The sequence below is a fragment of the Scytonema sp. PRP1 genome, from assembly GCF_036697665.2.
In the GTDB taxonomy this organism is placed as follows: Bacteria; Cyanobacteriota; Cyanobacteriia; order Cyanobacteriales; family Nostocaceae; genus Kalymmatonema; species Kalymmatonema gypsitolerans.
In genome coordinates, this window is the sequence record NZ_JBAHYJ020000037.1 from 22,161 (window position 1) to 37,982 (window position 15,822).

The following is a 15,822-nucleotide window of genomic DNA, read 5'->3' on the forward strand; positions in this document are numbered from 1 at the left end:
AATACTGAATAAAATAGCCATGCCGCAAGTAGAAAAGTTAAAAATTTTTCTTGCTTCTCCTGGCGATGTGAGGACGGAAAGAAATCACGTTGTTAAAGTTGTTGAGGAGATAAATCGAACCGTGGCTCCTGATAAGGGTGTCACGTTAGAAGTAATTCGCTCTGAGAATGCGTTCCCTGGATATGGTCAAGACGGTCAAGCCATTATAAACTCGCAGATAGGCAAAATGTCAGATTACGTATTGTTTATCGGGATTATGTGGAACCGCGTTGGAACTCCAACAAAGCGTGCTATATCCGGAACAATTGAAGAATTTCAACGAGCCAGGAGAACTTTTAATAGAATTGGTCAGCCCGACATATGGTTTTATTTTCGGGAAATGACTAAAGGACTGAAAAAGAAAACGGATTTAGAACAGCAAGAGAAAGTTAAGAAATTTAAAAATAGGTATAGTAAAAATGGATATGGATTATTTCGCGAGTATAAAACACCTTCTGAATTCCGCGATAAATTACGCGAACATATTATTTTCTGGTTAAATCAGCGTAGTAAAAAAAGAGTTAGAAAGAGTAGTGTCAGTTCAAAAACGAGTACAAGGTCATCAACAAAGAAATCGTCTGCAAGAAAATTACAGTCATCTGATAATCCCGAACAAGTAAGCTCAACGTCCAGTTTGGCAACAAAAAAACGAGTATCTACTAATAAGAAATCTACTACTAAGTCAAAACCTAATACAAGTAAAAGTATAAGTGATTCTGGTGCTTGGGTTTTACTTAATGACTATTTATTTGAAACCCAATCAGTCGAAAGTTTGGCTAATCAAAACCTTGTACTTAATATACCAGTTGGAAATGCAGAGCAGGAAGCGAATTTACGCAATCTGCAATCAAATAGTCAACATTATAACAGAAGACAAATTATCTATGCTTATCAAAATCATGCATCTATGGTGCAGGTGGAGAGTATTGAGGGGAAATCTATAAAAGGTAAAAATTCCTACATAGTTACGCTTAAGCCAACTCCACAATCGTATGGTTATAATATGGTGAATTATTATGGTTATAGTTATGAAGAAACTGCTGAGGCAATTCACTTTTTATTATTAAATCAAATTCCTCAAAATCAAGAGAAAAGTTCTCCATCACCACTAGATTATATTAGACGAGGGTATGACTATCAGGTAAATGCAAAAGGATGTATTTTTACTGATATATGGAAAAAGTGGAAAAATGAACCACGGATGTTTTTAATAAATGCACGTTTGGCGGCAGTATACTTTTTAAAAATTAATAATCTAGTCGAACATATCTTGGATTTGAAAATGAGTTTTCTTAGAAAGAATGTTATCTCCGTAGACTTTCGTGGGCAAATACAACAATTGAACTCTAATAAAGAATCAATCGTAATAAAAGTAAAAGGGAAATGCGTTTTGGATTCCTAAAGTAAAAGTGCGGTTGAAATGAGTTTAGAAAAAATTAAGTGGACTCACCACTTTTCAGAAGCAAGCAGATGTTAAAAATTCTTCTAACTCATATAAGTCTACAGAGTCCAAATCTCTGGGGTACACCATTACAGTTAGCTTCCTGGTGATAAACTTCTCCTTGGATGCAACGATAAACGAAGTGATAATCAGCTTGGCTAGAGCCATTCGAGGCAGACCGGTGCGTGCTAAGTCAGAACCAATGATTGGAATTGCAACATTTATACTATGACCTTTAAGGCGAACTTCTCGCCAAAGGTTATTCAGAGAATGCCAGATATAGTCGGAGTTTGACTCAACGGTTAAATCATTGTTCATGTACCCGTAAGCAGTTAAAAAGTAACGCTTATCATGCGTACCCAGCGTTATGGTTGTACCAATGGGATATCGCCAATTTTTGCCTCTTGTTTTATTTCGTTCTTCTTGGCGTAGTTGACTGTAAGGTTGAAGGGCTGCTTCAATTTCTGCATCGAGTTGTGCAAAGTTGCTCTCGTAAACTCGTGCGAGAAATTGTCCTTGAACGCTGGAAGGCTTAATTACTTCTCCTAATTCGGTGTCAAAAACATCATTAGCACCTATTACGAGGTGATCTTTCTCATCAAAGATGTCTCCTATTTTGATTTCGATTGCGGAATCTGGAGAAGATAATTTACTGCAAAAACTCCTCCGAGGAAACCGCTGAATAATAGCAAGTATTAAGGAGATAATTACCAGCCCAAAGTAACCTTTCCATCCAAAATTTAGTGTTTCTGGTAAAAAGAGTGCTGCCGGTTTAAGCAGCACCCCGAAAAGACCAAAGTAGCTCAAAAATGAAGTTCCAATTCGCTTGATGCCGACTTTGGTAAGTAATTTGAGGTAGAGAATAATTGCCACAGTGATTTCTCAAATAATAAAATTTACGCTTTTCTGTCTACTGCTTCAAAAACCCCAAAAAAGTTACTACTTTTTATTTTTGGTTAAATTATTGAGTTTGGTAAGACTAGAGCGGATATTTCCCGCTTCTTTACGGCTTTTTAGGCGCTTTTTGGCATCTTTAACAACTTGCCGCATCACTGATTCTTTATCTTTACAGGTTGCGTAAAAAGCTTCTAGTAATGTTTCTATTGTTACCTTTTCTCGGTTGCATAGCTCGTCAATTTCCTGCTTGATGGGAGCTTCTAACCTCACGGGAATTCTAGAGGCAATTTCTGGGTAACTGGCAAGTAACTCTTCTAATCGCTTAAGTTCCGATACTTCACCTGGCTGCTGTGTTTCAGAAATTGTTGCTACATCCGCATCCATTGATGTGTCAGTAACAGGTGTTTGTTGCTGCAAAATATCCTCGCGTGGAGGGACAGTTGGTTGCGTAGCACGACCGCGAATTTCGTCTAAAAGGCTCATGGGTAACTCTTGGTACTGTAAATTAAACGGTTTCGGTTGGGATTAACTTAGCGTACTGTTCGGACAATGTTGGTCTTACCTTTTGAGCCAATACCTGGATTGGATATTCTAGTCCAGGTTGTCCTAAGTCTGTAGGAGATACCCGTTGGTTGATAGCATTCTTATATACATCGGATTCGAGAAGGTGGGGTAACATCAAGTCAAACCCCACGATTTCGCCCATTGCTGAGATGCTGGTTTTAGTGGCAATAGTAGGATTAACTCCAGTCCACTTGGCACGGAAGGGTATGACTCCCAAGAGTGAGCCATAAGGTAAAGCTGACTGAAATTCCTTCACCAATTCCAAAGTCCTCACGAGAGACTGCACTCCCTTAACGTTGGCTTCTGCGGGGATTATCCACTTGTCACCAGCACCGAGGGAAGTTTGGGCAAGGTGCGATCGCTCTGGTGGTGGGTCTACAATAATTACGCCAAAGTTGTTGGCAATTGGCTGCAGGCGATTTCTCAGGATAAACAAACTAATGCCGCTGGATGCCAATTTGTAGTTGGCATTTTCCAACCCATCGTCTGAAGGGATTAAAAACAAGTTGGTGTTACTGATAGTGCGGTTGTCTAGTTGGACATCCGGTACGGGGGCGATCGCCTGAACAATCTTGCTTTTTTCTTCCGATTGGGTGATGACTTCCAGCAGGGTAGGGGTATTTGGCTGCACCTTGACCCCTAAAAAACTAGTAAGCGATGACTGGGGGTCGGCATCAACGAACAGTACTGGAATCCCCAAGCGCCCCAGGTATCGACCCAGCATCAGGGCAACCGTTGACTTTCCCTGTCCCCCTGCCAATCCCAAAGTAACAATTGTAGGAGTGTAGTTGACTTGCATTGTACTAAAATACAAACTTACACAAGCATAATACTATAAATGTATTTTTGTACTTTAATTACTTAATACAATTGCACTTTTGTACAAAAGTTAAGGAACACAATTGGCAGTTAAACTAACGTTTGACTCTAACGTTTAGCTTTTACAATAGGTCGTTTAATAAACGACCTATTGCCGTTCATCAACTTGGCTCTATTTATGTATTGGGATAGGGTTAGCAAAAAAATGAAGGTCTCTCTCGAGGAAACTTATTTTTTTTTTTTGAAATTGTTATACCAATTTGGTTTATCCGATCAACAAATCGGCTCCCCCTAGCCCACAGCAGTTCAGAGCCTTGACTCGGTGGGAGCTTACGCCAACGATGGAAGTTGCCGCTCTGCCTGCTCAATGTGTTCAAATTTACAAGCTTTTAGCAATTCAGTAGAGGAATTTCATATACTCTTTACACTTCGGCTGAAGTTTTACTGAATAATGGTTTAGAACTTAATACAAATGCTGATATCTAGAAAGCCGTTATTATCCTCAGCTTAAGTCCGCACAGACTCAGTAACACTCTTGTCAGTGATTAAAGAGAAGAAGCGCAAACTCTCTACACTAGAGAGTGGCGTAGGAATCCTTGACTTGTACAGGTCGAGGAGCGTCAACAAGCAATTAACTACTAATTTTTTTAATGTTTACTATGTCCAGGATGATTACATACTGGCGGCATTGTTGCGGTCGGTTTATGCCGCTAGGAAGTTGGTTAATGACGGGGGGAGCGCTCTGTGCAGCGGTGTTCCAGACATTCGCCTTCTCTACAAATTCCGCTGTTGCCCAAATTACTCCGGATACCACCCTACCGAATAATTCCAGTGTAAAACTAGAGGATTCCACCAGAATTATTGAAGGAGGAACGCAAGCTGGGGGCAACTTGTTCCACAGTTTTGAACAGTTTTCTGTCCCCAATGGGAGTACGGCTTACTTTAATAATGCCCTGGATATTCAAAACATCATTAGTCGGGTGACGGGTAAGTCTATTTCTAACATTGAGGGGTTAATCCGCGCGTCGGGTACAGCTAACCTGTTTTTAATTAACCCAAATGGAATTCTTTTTGGTAAAGATGCTCAGTTGAATATCGGAGGTTCTTTTGTTGCAACGACAGCCAATGCGATTGGGTTTGGCACTCAAGGTTTTTTCAGTGCTTCTGCTCCGAATACTCCTCCACTGTTGACGGTTAATCCTTCAGCTTTTCTATTCAATCAAATTGCTGCGCCGATTCAAAATAACTCAGTTTCCCCAGCAGGATTAGATCGATCAGGCTTGGGTGTATTCGGTCTACGTGTTCCAGATGGTCGGAGTTTGCTGCTAGTAGGCGGTAACGTCAGCATGGATGGCTCCGGGTTGTATGCTTTCGGTGGTCGAGTGGAGTTGGGAGGCGTTTCAGGTGCAGGAACGGTTGGGCTAAATTTTACTGGCAATAACTTGAGTCTGAGTTTTCCAATTGATGTGCAACGATCTGATGTCTTCCTCTCCAATGCAGCTAAGATTGATGTGACTGATAGAGGTCAGGGTAGTGTAACTCTGAGCGCCCGCAACCTAAATATTTCGGGAGGAAGTAGGATAGATGCTGGCATTGGTAAAGGATTGACAGCAGATAACTCTCCACCAGGAGATATTACGCTCAATGCAACCGGAGTGGTAACAGTAAATCAGCACAGCCGAATTACCAATGTGGTGGCTGCAGATGCTACGGGTAATGCAGGTAACATTAATATTCAGGCTGGTGAAATTATTATAAATAATCAGGCTAGGTATCCTGAGCAGAATAATAATCCTTTTCTTAGAGCAGCACTAGATACTAGTATCCAAGGACAGGGACGTCCCGGAAACATATCACTTGAAGCAAATGGGTCGATCACTTTAATCGGGCAGGATGTCAGCCAGCAGGATCAGGTTATTGCCACCTCCAATGACATATCGCAACTGGGAGCCGGAAATATATCACTCAAGGCAAATGGTTCTATTTTTTTATCAAATGCTACTGTGTATGCCCCCAGTGGCACGGGAGATGGAGGAAACATCTTACTAGTTGGCAATAACTCTGTGTCCTTAGCTAATAATACCTCCCTTTTTACCGCTTCCACTCTAGGAGTGAATTCTGGAAATATCATCGTCCAATCCGCAGGTCCTGTCTCTTTTAAAAATAGCTTGCTTGCTAGCACCGGAGATTATGGAGGTGATATCAAAATAGGCGGGCGGTCTGTTTCTGTAACTGCTGGGACAGAAGTGAGCGCAAGATCGTTTAACGGGCAAAAATCTGGCAATATTGAGATCTCCGCCCCAGATTATGTCGAAATCTCAGGCAAATCTCCAGCCCCACGCCCATTAAACGATCGCTCACAAAGCATAATATACAGTTCATTGCTGACGACCAGTGAGCAAGGAACTATGGGACAAAGCGGTGACATTAGAATTAATACTGGTGTTTTACGTGTATCAGATGGGGCACAATTAAGGGCAGAAAGTGCAGGTGGCTTACGTGGTGGCAATATAACTGTTAATGCAAATGTAGTGGAACTGACTGGTGGTGGACAACTTCTCACCACTGCCTTTAGTGGAGGCGATGCAGGTGATATCAATCTCCAAGTGACTGACCGCATTACCATCAATGGCAGTAACCCTAGCAAAGTTGATCTGTTTGACCAAATAGCTGGTAGTAAGATTCGGGTGGAACTTCTTTATGCTCGTGAAATAGCTCAAGGAGATGGTAGGACTCGGGCAAAGTTCGTACTTGGTAATGATAATCCTGCTAGTGGGATATTTGCCAATACATCTGTTGCTTCCACTGGTCAGGGAGGAAATGTGGAAATTGCGACTGGGCAGTTGCTTGTCTCTGATAGGGCACAAGTCAATGTCAGCAGTGAAGGAAAAGGGAATGCAGGCAACTTAGACATCTCCACTCGCAAAATCAATCTGGATAATCAAGCAAAACTGACAGCCGAAAGCACATCCGGTAAAGGTGGCAATATTACGCTGCAAGACCTGGATTTATTGTTAATGCGCCGTGGTAGCCAAATATCCACCACTGCAGGTACTGCACTCTCAGGTGGAGACGGTGGTAACATTACCATCAATGCTCCTGAGGGCTTCATCGTCGCTGTCCCTAACTCTAATAGCGACATTAGCGCCAATGCTTTCACAGGTTCTGGTGGCAACGTCCAAATCAATGCGAGTGGTATCTTCGGCACTCAATTTCGAGAAGAAGAAAACCCACAAACAAGCGACATCACTGCCACTTCCCAGTTTGGGCAAGACGGTACAGTCGAACTCAACACTCCAGATATCGACCCCACCCAGGGATTAATCAATTTGCCAGCCGAACCAGTTGAGCCGAAAGTTGCCTCTGGCTGTACTGCGCTTTCAAGTCAAAATCAAAGCAGATTTGTTGTCACCGGACGCGGCGGCTTACCCGCCAATCCCAGGGAAGCTTTTAACAGTGATACAGTTCGAGTCGGTTGGGTGACTCTCAACCCTAGCAGTGATAACCGCCATCGCCAAACTGTTACCAAACCCACTCTCCCCACGCCAGCACCGATTGTCGAAGCTACAGGATGGGTAATTAATGACAAAGGTGAGGTGTTGCTCACAGCCTCCCCACCCACTGCCACTCCCCACAGTTCCTGGCAAAGACCAACTACCTGTACTACGCCGAAATCTGCTGTAGACAGCAATTCTAAATTTCATGATTGACAAAATGGCGTAAATATGGTATGTAAAATAGTAGGATTTTGGCGGAGAGTCCAACGCAAACTCAGGTACTTACAGGCATTTGTGTTGTGGTCTGAAACAGTGCAACGCCGTGTCAGCACCATCATGCTTGTGGGGCTGTTCTTGGTAACGGCAATTCTGCCCAGCACCGCCCAAATGGTTGCAGAAAACTCGCACCGCAAAGGTTTGCCCAATACGGAAAATGTGGTAGAGCAAGGCTTCGCCTTGTACTCAGCCCAACGGTTTGGTGATGCAGTCAAGATTTTGCAACAAGAGAACGCAACCTACGCTGCCAGTGGTGATAAACTACGGCAAGCGATGACCTTGAGCAATATGTCGTTGGCTTATCAAGAACTTGGCTTGTGGACAGAGGCACAAGCGGCGATCGCCCAAAGTCTTCTGTTATTACAAAATTTAAATAACTCACAAGAACGTGCAGCAATCCTTGCCCAAACCCTAGATATTCAAGGGCGCTGGCAATTAGCAAGGGGACAAACTGAAGATGCGATCAATTCTTGGCAACAAGCTGCTGATATTTATACGCAAATAGGCGAGAAGGATAAATTCACCCGAAATCGCATTAACTCAGCTCAAGCAAAGCAAGTTTTGGGGCTTTACCCTCAAGCAAGAAAGATTCTCACTGAGGTTCAGCAAAGCCTCACAACCCAACAAGACTCACTTTTGAAAGCCACAGGACTGCGTAGCCTCGGTGATGTCTTGCGAGTCGTTGGTAATTTAGATGAATCCAGGCGGGTGTTGAAGCACAGTCTAGAAGTGGCTTCATCCTTGCAAGCAAATCAAGAAATCACTGAAGCTTTACTTAGCCTAGCTAATACAGCCCGTGTCCAGGGAGACACTCAAGCCACTTTAGATTTTTACAAACAAGCTGCTGCCCTATCCGTTCCCCCAAGCACGCGCATTCAGCTGCTGTTGAATCAATTTAGCTTTCTTTTAGAAACAAAGCAATCGAGCGCTGCGGTTGCGTTATCGCCCCAAATTCAGTCAGAAATTAGCAAGTTGCCTCCAAGTCGGATGGCAGTCTACGCTCGGATTAACTTTGCCCAAAATTTAGCCAAGTTAAAACAAAATGATACCGCAGGCATTCCCTCATGGCTAGATATTGCCCAACTTTTAGCAAAAGCTGGAGAGCTTGCGCAAAGCTTACAAGACAAACGAGCAGAATCTTATGCCAAAGGTACTCTTGGCTGGTTGTACGAACAAACCGGACAATTCGCCGATGCCAAAAATCTGACAGAGAAAGCTTTATTCATAGCGCAGAGTATTGAAGCGTCGGACATTGGTTATCAGTGGGAATGGCAGTTGGGACGTTTACTTAAAACTAAAGGAGACACCAAACAAGCAATTTCCTACTATTCCCAAGCAATCAAAACCCTCCAGTCTCTACGTAGCGATTTAGTCGTCATCAATCCAGAAATTCAGTTTTCTTTTCGGGAAAATGTGGAACCGGTGTATCGAGAGTTAGTCGAATTGCTGTTGCAAGCCGAGGGAAACTCTGAACTACCACCAGACAATCTCAAACAAGCTCGTTTTGTGATTGAATCTCTACAACTGGCAGAACTAGATAACTTCTTTCGGCAAGCTTGTTTAACTGCCAAGGTAGAGATTGACCAAGTTGCCGAACAAGACCAGACGGCAGCAGTTATCTATCCAATTATTTTACCAGACCGCTTAGAGGTTATTCTCAAGTTGCCTGGGCAAAAGAACCTCAAGCACTACGCTACTAATATAGTTAAGCAAGAAGTGGAAAGCACGTTATCGCAATTGCGTGAAAACATCGCCCAACCCCACACGCTGCGAATGGTTCAGTCCTTGTCTGGGCGGGTGTATGATTGGTTAATTAGACAGAGTGAGGCAGACTTAGCCAAAAGTCAAGTGAAAACTTTGGTGTTTGTGTTGGATGGTGCATTGCGGAATATCCCAATGGCATCACTTTACGATGGCAAGCAATATCTGGTGTCCAAGTATGCGATCGCTCTCTCTCCCGGTTTACAACTATTCGACCCCAAACCCTTGCCAAGAAAACAATTGCAGGCGCTAACCGCCGGACTGACTGAGGCACGTTTAGGATTTTCAGCATTACCCAACGTAGAACGCGAGTTAAAAGAGATTCAGTCACAAGTAGGAACGAAGGTGCTGCTCAATCAGCAGTTTACCTCGCAGGCGCTCGAAAAACAGATGAAATCGCTGCCTTTTAAGGTGGTTCACTTGGCAACCCACGGACAGTTTAGTTCCAACGCTGACAAGACGTTTATTGTCGCATGGGATAAGCAGATTAAGGTCAACGAGTTGAGTGACTTTTTGCGAATTAGAGAGGAAAACAGATCAGAAGCAGTCGAATTGCTCGTCCTCAGTGCCTGTCAGACGGCAAATGGTGATAATCGAGCTGCTTTAGGATTAGCTGGGGTAGCTGTCCGCGCTGGCGCACGCAGTACTCTTGCTTCTTTGTGGAATGTAGACGATGAGTCTACCGCCATGCTCATGAGCCAGTTTTACCAAGAATTAGCCAAAACGCCGCGTCTGACTAAAGCCGAAGCACTTCGTCAGGCTCAACTAGCTTTGTTGCAAAATCCCAGCTACAAGCGTCCAAGCTTCTGGGCACCCTACGTTCTCGTAGGAAATTGGCTGTAATAATTACCTCTTGTCAGAAATAAAACTTAATCAAGAATTCGCCCGACATCGCCGGACAAAGCAGTATAACTGACGAAGATAATTCAAGCATTATCAATCAACTTGCTGTAGCTACATGAACTACTGCTTTTTTTTGATGTCTGCTATGTCCAGGATGACTACATATTGGCGGCGTTGTTGCGGTCGGTTTGTGGTGCTAGAAAGTTGGTTAATGACGGGGGGAGCGATCTGCTTTGCCGTGTCGCAGACATTCGCCTTCTCTACAAATTCCGCTGTTGCCCAAATTGGCGTTGCGATAGTAAGCAGACAGAAAACAACGCAGGACGTATAAAATAAGTTATACGTTCAGAGTTTTGGCAATTGGACGTATAAACCGTGAAAAAGCCAGAATTATTGCGCAAAAAACTCGACGTATAATCAAAAATGATATTTCCGAGAGAACTTAAAGCCTTACTCGGTCAAGAGCGCGAAATCTCTTATTCTGCGCTTACCTTGGTGATTTCACTTCAAGAATTATACGTCGAGCGTTGTTTTCTGTCCAAATGCTATCTCAACGCCTATCGGCACTCAATTTCAAGAAGAACCAACCCCAAAAAGCGACATCACCGCCAGTTCCGAATTTGGGCAAGACGGCACTGTAGAAATCAACACACTCGATATCGACCCCAACACTGGATTAATCAACTTACCAGCCCAACCAGTACAGCCGCAAGTTGCCTCTGGCTGTACTGCAGGTACGGGTCAAAATCAAAGCAAATTCGTTGTCACCGGACGCGGCGGCTTGCCACTTAATCCCAGGGAAGCTTTTAACAACAATGATACAGTGCGAGTAGATTGGGTGACTCTCAACCCAAGTAGTGACAACCGCAGGAGTCAAACCGTTACCAAACCCGCCCTCCCCACGCCAGCACCGATTGTCGAAGCTACAGGATGGGTAATTAATGACAAAGGCGAGGTATTGCTCACAGCCTCCCCGCCCACTGGCACTCCCCACAGTTCCTGGCAAACACCAACTACCTGTGCTGCGCCGAAATAGTTCAGTGTGAACGTTTCTTTGACAAAAGAGCGTAGATATGATAAAAAAACATCACATTAACTCTGCTCAAGCTTTGCTTAGGACTTGAGACGAAAGGCGATCGCCTTTCTAAAATGCAGTTATTTAGAGTCACTTGTTGCGATTCCAGCTTGCGGTTTACAACAATCAACTATCGGTTCTGCGGCAATATTTTGCAAGCCCACAGACTCCAACAAACTAGCCCAGTCGCTGGCTAAGTTGGCATCCTGCGCTTCTGTGCGGCGAAGATTAGCTAGAGTAGTCAACGCCTCATACCAAATACCATTGGCAGCATAAAGAGCGACCTGCTGCTGTGGTGTTGCTTTGTCTAACTGACTTTGAACAATGGGGTTAAGTGCCAAAAGTTGCACGTCCCCTTCTACGGAAGTCAGAAATTGATTGTCCTGCTTGCAGTAAATGTTGAAATACCAGTGATACCGCTTGCCAATTTTTAGCGCCTCAGATGTGGATGGCAGGGAAACGCTGACTACTCCTGGTGTTCCTGTCAAAGGAGTTTTGTAGATAGTCTGGTTTAATTCATCCTCTAGCACTAACTTTGCGTAGGTAGAGTCAGACTTATAAGGAACATAAAACCAGAAGGTGGGACGTACTTGGGTCGTCGATCCTAAAACCAATTGCGAACCAGAATACTCAGGTGCCAAGGCTGTGAGTATCTTATTCTTAGACTGCATGTTCTGCACGTTCACGTCCATACAGCCACGGCTTCCGCCTGCTTTGCGCTGACTTGGGGCACCGATATTTGGTGGTGGCGGGGGTGTCTTGAAAATCAGTGGTTTTTTGGATTGTTGCCTGAGGTTTAAAGTTGGGCGCGGCACAGAATTCATCGGTTTGGTAGTTTGTGCTTGTACTGGCGTGAAACTAACAAGTGCGAAAGCGATCGCCAAGGAAAGTCCAATATGCTCAGTCATGACTCAAATTTGATTCAAATACACTGCTTTGAATACGCTGGAGACGGAAGGCTACTACACTTCCTCCTGTGACGATTACGGCAAATGCCGATGGGACAAGTGGTACCCAACAGCCTTGTATTAATAAGCAATAACAAAGCCCGTATAAACCCATAAGTGCGACTCCGGATGCCAGCCCACAAGTTGGGATTGACCGGAAACGCCAAGCAATTGTTCCTCCGACACAAGACCAACTCCAAACCCAAAAAACTTCGCCCCAAAAAGGCAAAACCCACAACAAGGGTTGCCCATCCAAAACTGCACTAAGGATTTGACTCACCATCTGGGCATGAACAATCACCCCTGGCATTTCGTTACCGTAGGGGGTAAAAAAATTATCACCCGCACTGTCAGCGGTAACGCCAATCAAAATAATCCGATTCTTAACTGTATCAGGGTTGACCTTACCCGTTAGCACGTCTTTTAAACTGACTTGCTCGGCAACTTGCAAAGGAGAAGGAGAGGAACGATAATTAAGTAATATTTGATACCCTTTATCATCAATTTTTTGATAGCCGCCCGTATGCGATTGCAACTGTCTAAAGACAACCTTGCCTAGTTGCAGTTCTCCTTGTTGGGTGTATTTAACAGAAATGCCCAGAGACTGCAAATAATGAAATGCTAACTGAGCGCTGAGGGCGTAGGGCGTGGTACAAGGAGATGTGGAACTTGGTTGCATTGCGATTAAATGGCGACGCAGAATCCGACCTGGGTCAACTGCAAAATCACTAAACCCCTGGCGTTCTCTTGGAATTTCTGGAGGTGGTGCAATGCCGGGTTTTTGATTGGCTTCACTAACTTCACAAATGGCAAAGAAGTGGTCGCTTTGTCGCAAAGGAGTTGCTAAATCTGCATATTTGGCATCTACAGGAAAATCTCGGTAGATATCTAAGCCAATCGCTATTGGTTGATAAGACTCAAGTTTATCCAAGAGTTGCATTAGTGCCAGATCCGATAGTGACCCTTTTCTCTGTCGTTGTTCTGGCAGTTGAAAATCTTCTTCGGTGATGCCGACAACCAAAATCCGCTCATCTTGTTTTTCAGGAGGTCGTAGCCGCATTAAATGGTCGAAAGCCTGCGACTCCCATGCTTGTAGCTTCCCAAACCAGCGCACCCCCATGAGCAAGCTTGTTACTATAAAACTGATAATCAAAACTGTTTTGAAATTGAGTTTGGGTTGGCGCAAAGGTGGGGGAGAAGGTTGGCGATGCTCCCAGAGGGAACCGCCTAAAGGGCGATCGCGCTCCGCGCAGTGCCCTAAAGGGCGATCGCTTTCAGTTTTACCTTGCAACTCTTTCCAAGTCGGTGGCACAAGAGCGGGGTTCTGGCAAATCACAGGTAACCAACTTGCACCGGGAAATTCACTTTCTAAACCCTGCAACTGTTCCCGCGCTTCTCGCACTGCTAAATAAAACGACTTACCATCAGCAAATCCCCTAAGAAAGCGCTTCAAAAATTCTTGTGCCACCCTATCTGGCACTGGTTCCCTCATGACAATTATTTGGGGAATCTGCAAATCATCCAGTTGCTGTGCTAATCCCAACCCATCACAAGAGTTAAAAATTGCCAGTTGTAAACCACGTTCTATAGCTTTTTTCAGGGCATTTCTTAACTGGGTAATCGTTAAACTCTCGGTAGTATTTATATAGATATGACCCGTTTCACCATCGGCTTTACTAGAACTATGTCCCGCAAAAAACAGAATGTCCCAACCCTGTTTATCCCAAAGCTGCTCATCTAATTCCAAACGGTTTCTTTCTACCAAAAAAACTGGTTCTGCCCCTGGTAAATTCTCCAATAACTTTCTGTCAGCATCTGTATCAATTCCCGTACTGTCGCCCAAAATCGCCAATATTCTAACGGTTTTTCCCGATTTTGTTATCTTAATACCAGGTTCAAATTCGATGGGACTTAAACCTACTTCTGCTTGAGGGTAATCCCTAAAAAAACGCCAAATATGCCAGGGTAGTTTCCTGAGTTGAGTATCCTCAGTTTGAATAATAACTCGAATTTCATCATCAGGAGATAAGCGCATCCGCAATTGACGGTCGATGTTACGAAATGCCTCGGTATCCAACCAATTATCTATTTGATTTTGTAATTCTTCACATACGCCATAAAACTCAGCATCAGAAACGTGAGTCACGTCAGCTTCATCAATTTTGATGTCTTCATCAATTAGCTGAGAGTGACGCAAACTTATATTTATAGAGCGAGCCTCATAGATTAAATCATAAAGCAATTGCCAACGGCGGTAGAGGTCGATAATATTTGGAGCAGCAGGTAAACTCCCCTGAAATTGCCTCCAGTGAGAATTTCCCTCCTCCTGTAGCACAACAGTAACCAGAGGAAAGCCTGACTGCAATGTACTTCTTCCCAGGTTCAAAATAACTAACTTACTCATGGCTATCTAAAGCAAGTGGTTCAATCATGAAATTTTCGGTAATACTGAAATCATTGATAGCCACTTGAATTCGGAAATTTTTTCCTATTGGACAGGTAAATCGTTTCAGTTGAATAAAGTTATCTTGACTGCGCGATTTTAATTCCTGAAGAGTTGCCCCTGAGGAAGAAAGTAAAGCTAGTTTGATATTAGGTGGCAGGTAAGTTTGTCCGCTAGCTGGATGCAGCTGCACGCGGATACCCACTTTCAGTTCATCCTCTTGTGTCAAACCAACCAGCAGCGCAACAGATTGATTGCCTAATTGCATTCCTAAATCAATAACTTTAATTCCTCCAACAGACACCTCTCTAACAGCAAATTCACGTTGTCTGAAAGCAAAGGCTAAATTGGCTGATTCTGTATTTAGAACTGCATTAAGTGACTGCCAACCGGCATGAAACATATTTTGGAACCAATTGCTTAAATTGTTGGCACTTGTCGTAGTTGTGGCAACAACTAAGCGACCTATCCGTCGATGATACAACTGAATACGCCATTCATCATTATCCAGCAGTGCCGCCCATTTTTCAAAGCTGACATCGACTCGTAAACGGGGAAAATAAACAGATGCATCACCTAACAGTTGCAACAATTTTTGCGCCTCAGCTTCAGATAAACTTGGCAATTCTGGGATTTCTTCTTTTACAGACAGTCCCAGTGTCACCAACATCACGGAGAGGTTTGCAGTTAAATTTTCTGCTGGCATTACATAGGTGCGTTCCGTCGAGTTATAGGAGCCAAAGTTCTTGAGTTGGCGATGAGTGGTAAACCCGCACACTCCCAAAAAGCACTCATCCTCATCCGCCTCCAAGTTCACCTGCACTGCTAAGTAATAGTCAGCTGCAAAGCTGGGAATATCCACCCACTCCTGGGGTACGCACAATTCTTCTAAATCCATTGTTTCACTGGGGATAAGCACTATTCGCCTCTCACCCACCCCAATTGCCGCACCATTTACCACTTCCCAAATACTGGGTAAGCTATCCTCACCATTGCAAATTGAGGGTTGAGGTAGGGATTCTTCTGCCAGCCAGTCTTTTAGCCAGTTGAGAAAGGTATGCAAGGAAAGGTGATTGAGATAGGCGTTGTAACGTGCCAGTTTATGAGAATGGCTCTGGGCTTGCTCCCAGGCAATATTTTTCTCTGCTGATGAAATCTTCAACCATAACTGGTTACCAGAAGCTGTTTTTAATTCATAAAAATAAGACATCAATTCAACC

11 protein-coding genes are annotated in these 15,822 nt (G+C 43.9%); 5 read left to right on the top strand and 6 right to left on the bottom strand.

The window, feature by feature from the left end:
• The first annotated feature begins 19 nt into the window (after positions 1 to 19).
• Positions 20 to 1,441: a hypothetical protein gene (locus V5G28_RS07200; protein ID WP_336229989.1), complete on the top strand. Its 1,422-nt coding sequence runs from the start codon at positions 20 to 22 to the stop codon at positions 1,439 to 1,441.
• Between the two features lie 54 nt (positions 1,442 to 1,495).
• On the opposite strand, the gene V5G28_RS07205 is transcribed toward V5G28_RS07200, so the two are convergent.
• From V5G28_RS07205 to V5G28_RS07215, 3 genes are all read right to left on the bottom strand, one after another.
• Positions 1,496 to 2,353: a macro domain-containing protein gene (locus V5G28_RS07205; protein ID WP_336229991.1), complete on the bottom strand. Its 858-nt coding sequence runs from the start codon at positions 2,351 to 2,353 to the stop codon at positions 1,496 to 1,498.
• A 66-nt stretch (positions 2,354 to 2,419) separates the two neighbouring features.
• Complete coding sequence (locus tag V5G28_RS07210; RefSeq protein WP_336229993.1) at positions 2,420 to 2,860, bottom strand: hypothetical protein; 441 nt, start codon at positions 2,858 to 2,860, stop codon at positions 2,420 to 2,422.
• Positions 2,861 to 2,882: 22 nt separating this feature from the next.
• A complete protein-coding gene (locus V5G28_RS07215; protein ID WP_336229996.1) occupies positions 2,883 to 3,740 on the bottom strand; it encodes a ParA family protein in 858 nt (285 codons plus the stop codon).
• A gap of 679 nt (positions 3,741 to 4,419) precedes the next feature.
• On the opposite strand from V5G28_RS07215, the gene V5G28_RS07220 reads away from it, so the two are divergent.
• The 4 genes from V5G28_RS07220 (at position 4,420) to V5G28_RS07235 (ending at position 11,173) form a co-directional block, all read left to right on the top strand.
• Positions 4,420 to 7,470: a two-partner secretion domain-containing protein gene (locus tag V5G28_RS07220; protein WP_336229997.1), complete on the top strand. Its 3,051-nt coding sequence runs from the start codon at positions 4,420 to 4,422 to the stop codon at positions 7,468 to 7,470.
• Between the two features lie 15 nt (positions 7,471 to 7,485).
• Entirely contained in the window at positions 7,486 to 10,137 is a 2,652-nt protein-coding gene (locus tag V5G28_RS07225) for a CHAT domain-containing protein (protein WP_336230000.1), read from the top strand.
• 154 nt (positions 10,138 to 10,291) lie between these two features.
• Positions 10,292 to 10,468, top strand: coding sequence for a hypothetical protein (locus V5G28_RS07230; RefSeq protein WP_336230001.1), 177 nt, complete (start codon positions 10,292 to 10,294; stop codon positions 10,466 to 10,468).
• Positions 10,469 to 10,918: 450 nt separating this feature from the next.
• Positions 10,919 to 11,173: a hypothetical protein gene (locus tag V5G28_RS07235; protein ID WP_336230002.1), complete on the top strand. Its 255-nt coding sequence runs from the start codon at positions 10,919 to 10,921 to the stop codon at positions 11,171 to 11,173.
• A gap of 119 nt (positions 11,174 to 11,292) precedes the next feature.
• Here the strand turns inward: V5G28_RS07235 and V5G28_RS07240 are convergent, their stop codons facing one another.
• The 3 genes from V5G28_RS07240 to V5G28_RS07250 are packed head-to-tail and all read right to left on the bottom strand — an operon-like array spanning position 11,293 to position 15,812.
• Positions 11,293 to 12,120 carry a DUF928 domain-containing protein gene (locus tag V5G28_RS07240; protein WP_336230003.1) on the bottom strand — a complete coding sequence of 276 codons (828 nt, stop codon included), beginning with the start codon at positions 12,118 to 12,120 and terminating at the stop codon, positions 11,293 to 11,295.
• Positions 12,113 to 14,563 (bottom strand): CHASE2 domain-containing protein, encoded by a 2,451-nt coding sequence (locus V5G28_RS07245; protein ID WP_336230005.1) that lies wholly within the window; start codon positions 14,561 to 14,563, stop codon positions 12,113 to 12,115. Before V5G28_RS07245 ends, V5G28_RS07240 begins: the two co-directional genes overlap by 8 nt.
• Positions 14,556 to 15,812 carry a DUF1822 family protein gene (locus tag V5G28_RS07250; protein WP_336230006.1) on the bottom strand — a complete coding sequence of 419 codons (1,257 nt, stop codon included), beginning with the start codon at positions 15,810 to 15,812 and terminating at the stop codon, positions 14,556 to 14,558. Before V5G28_RS07250 ends, V5G28_RS07245 begins: the two co-directional genes overlap by 8 nt.
• Positions 15,813 to 15,822: the final 10 nt, after the last annotated feature.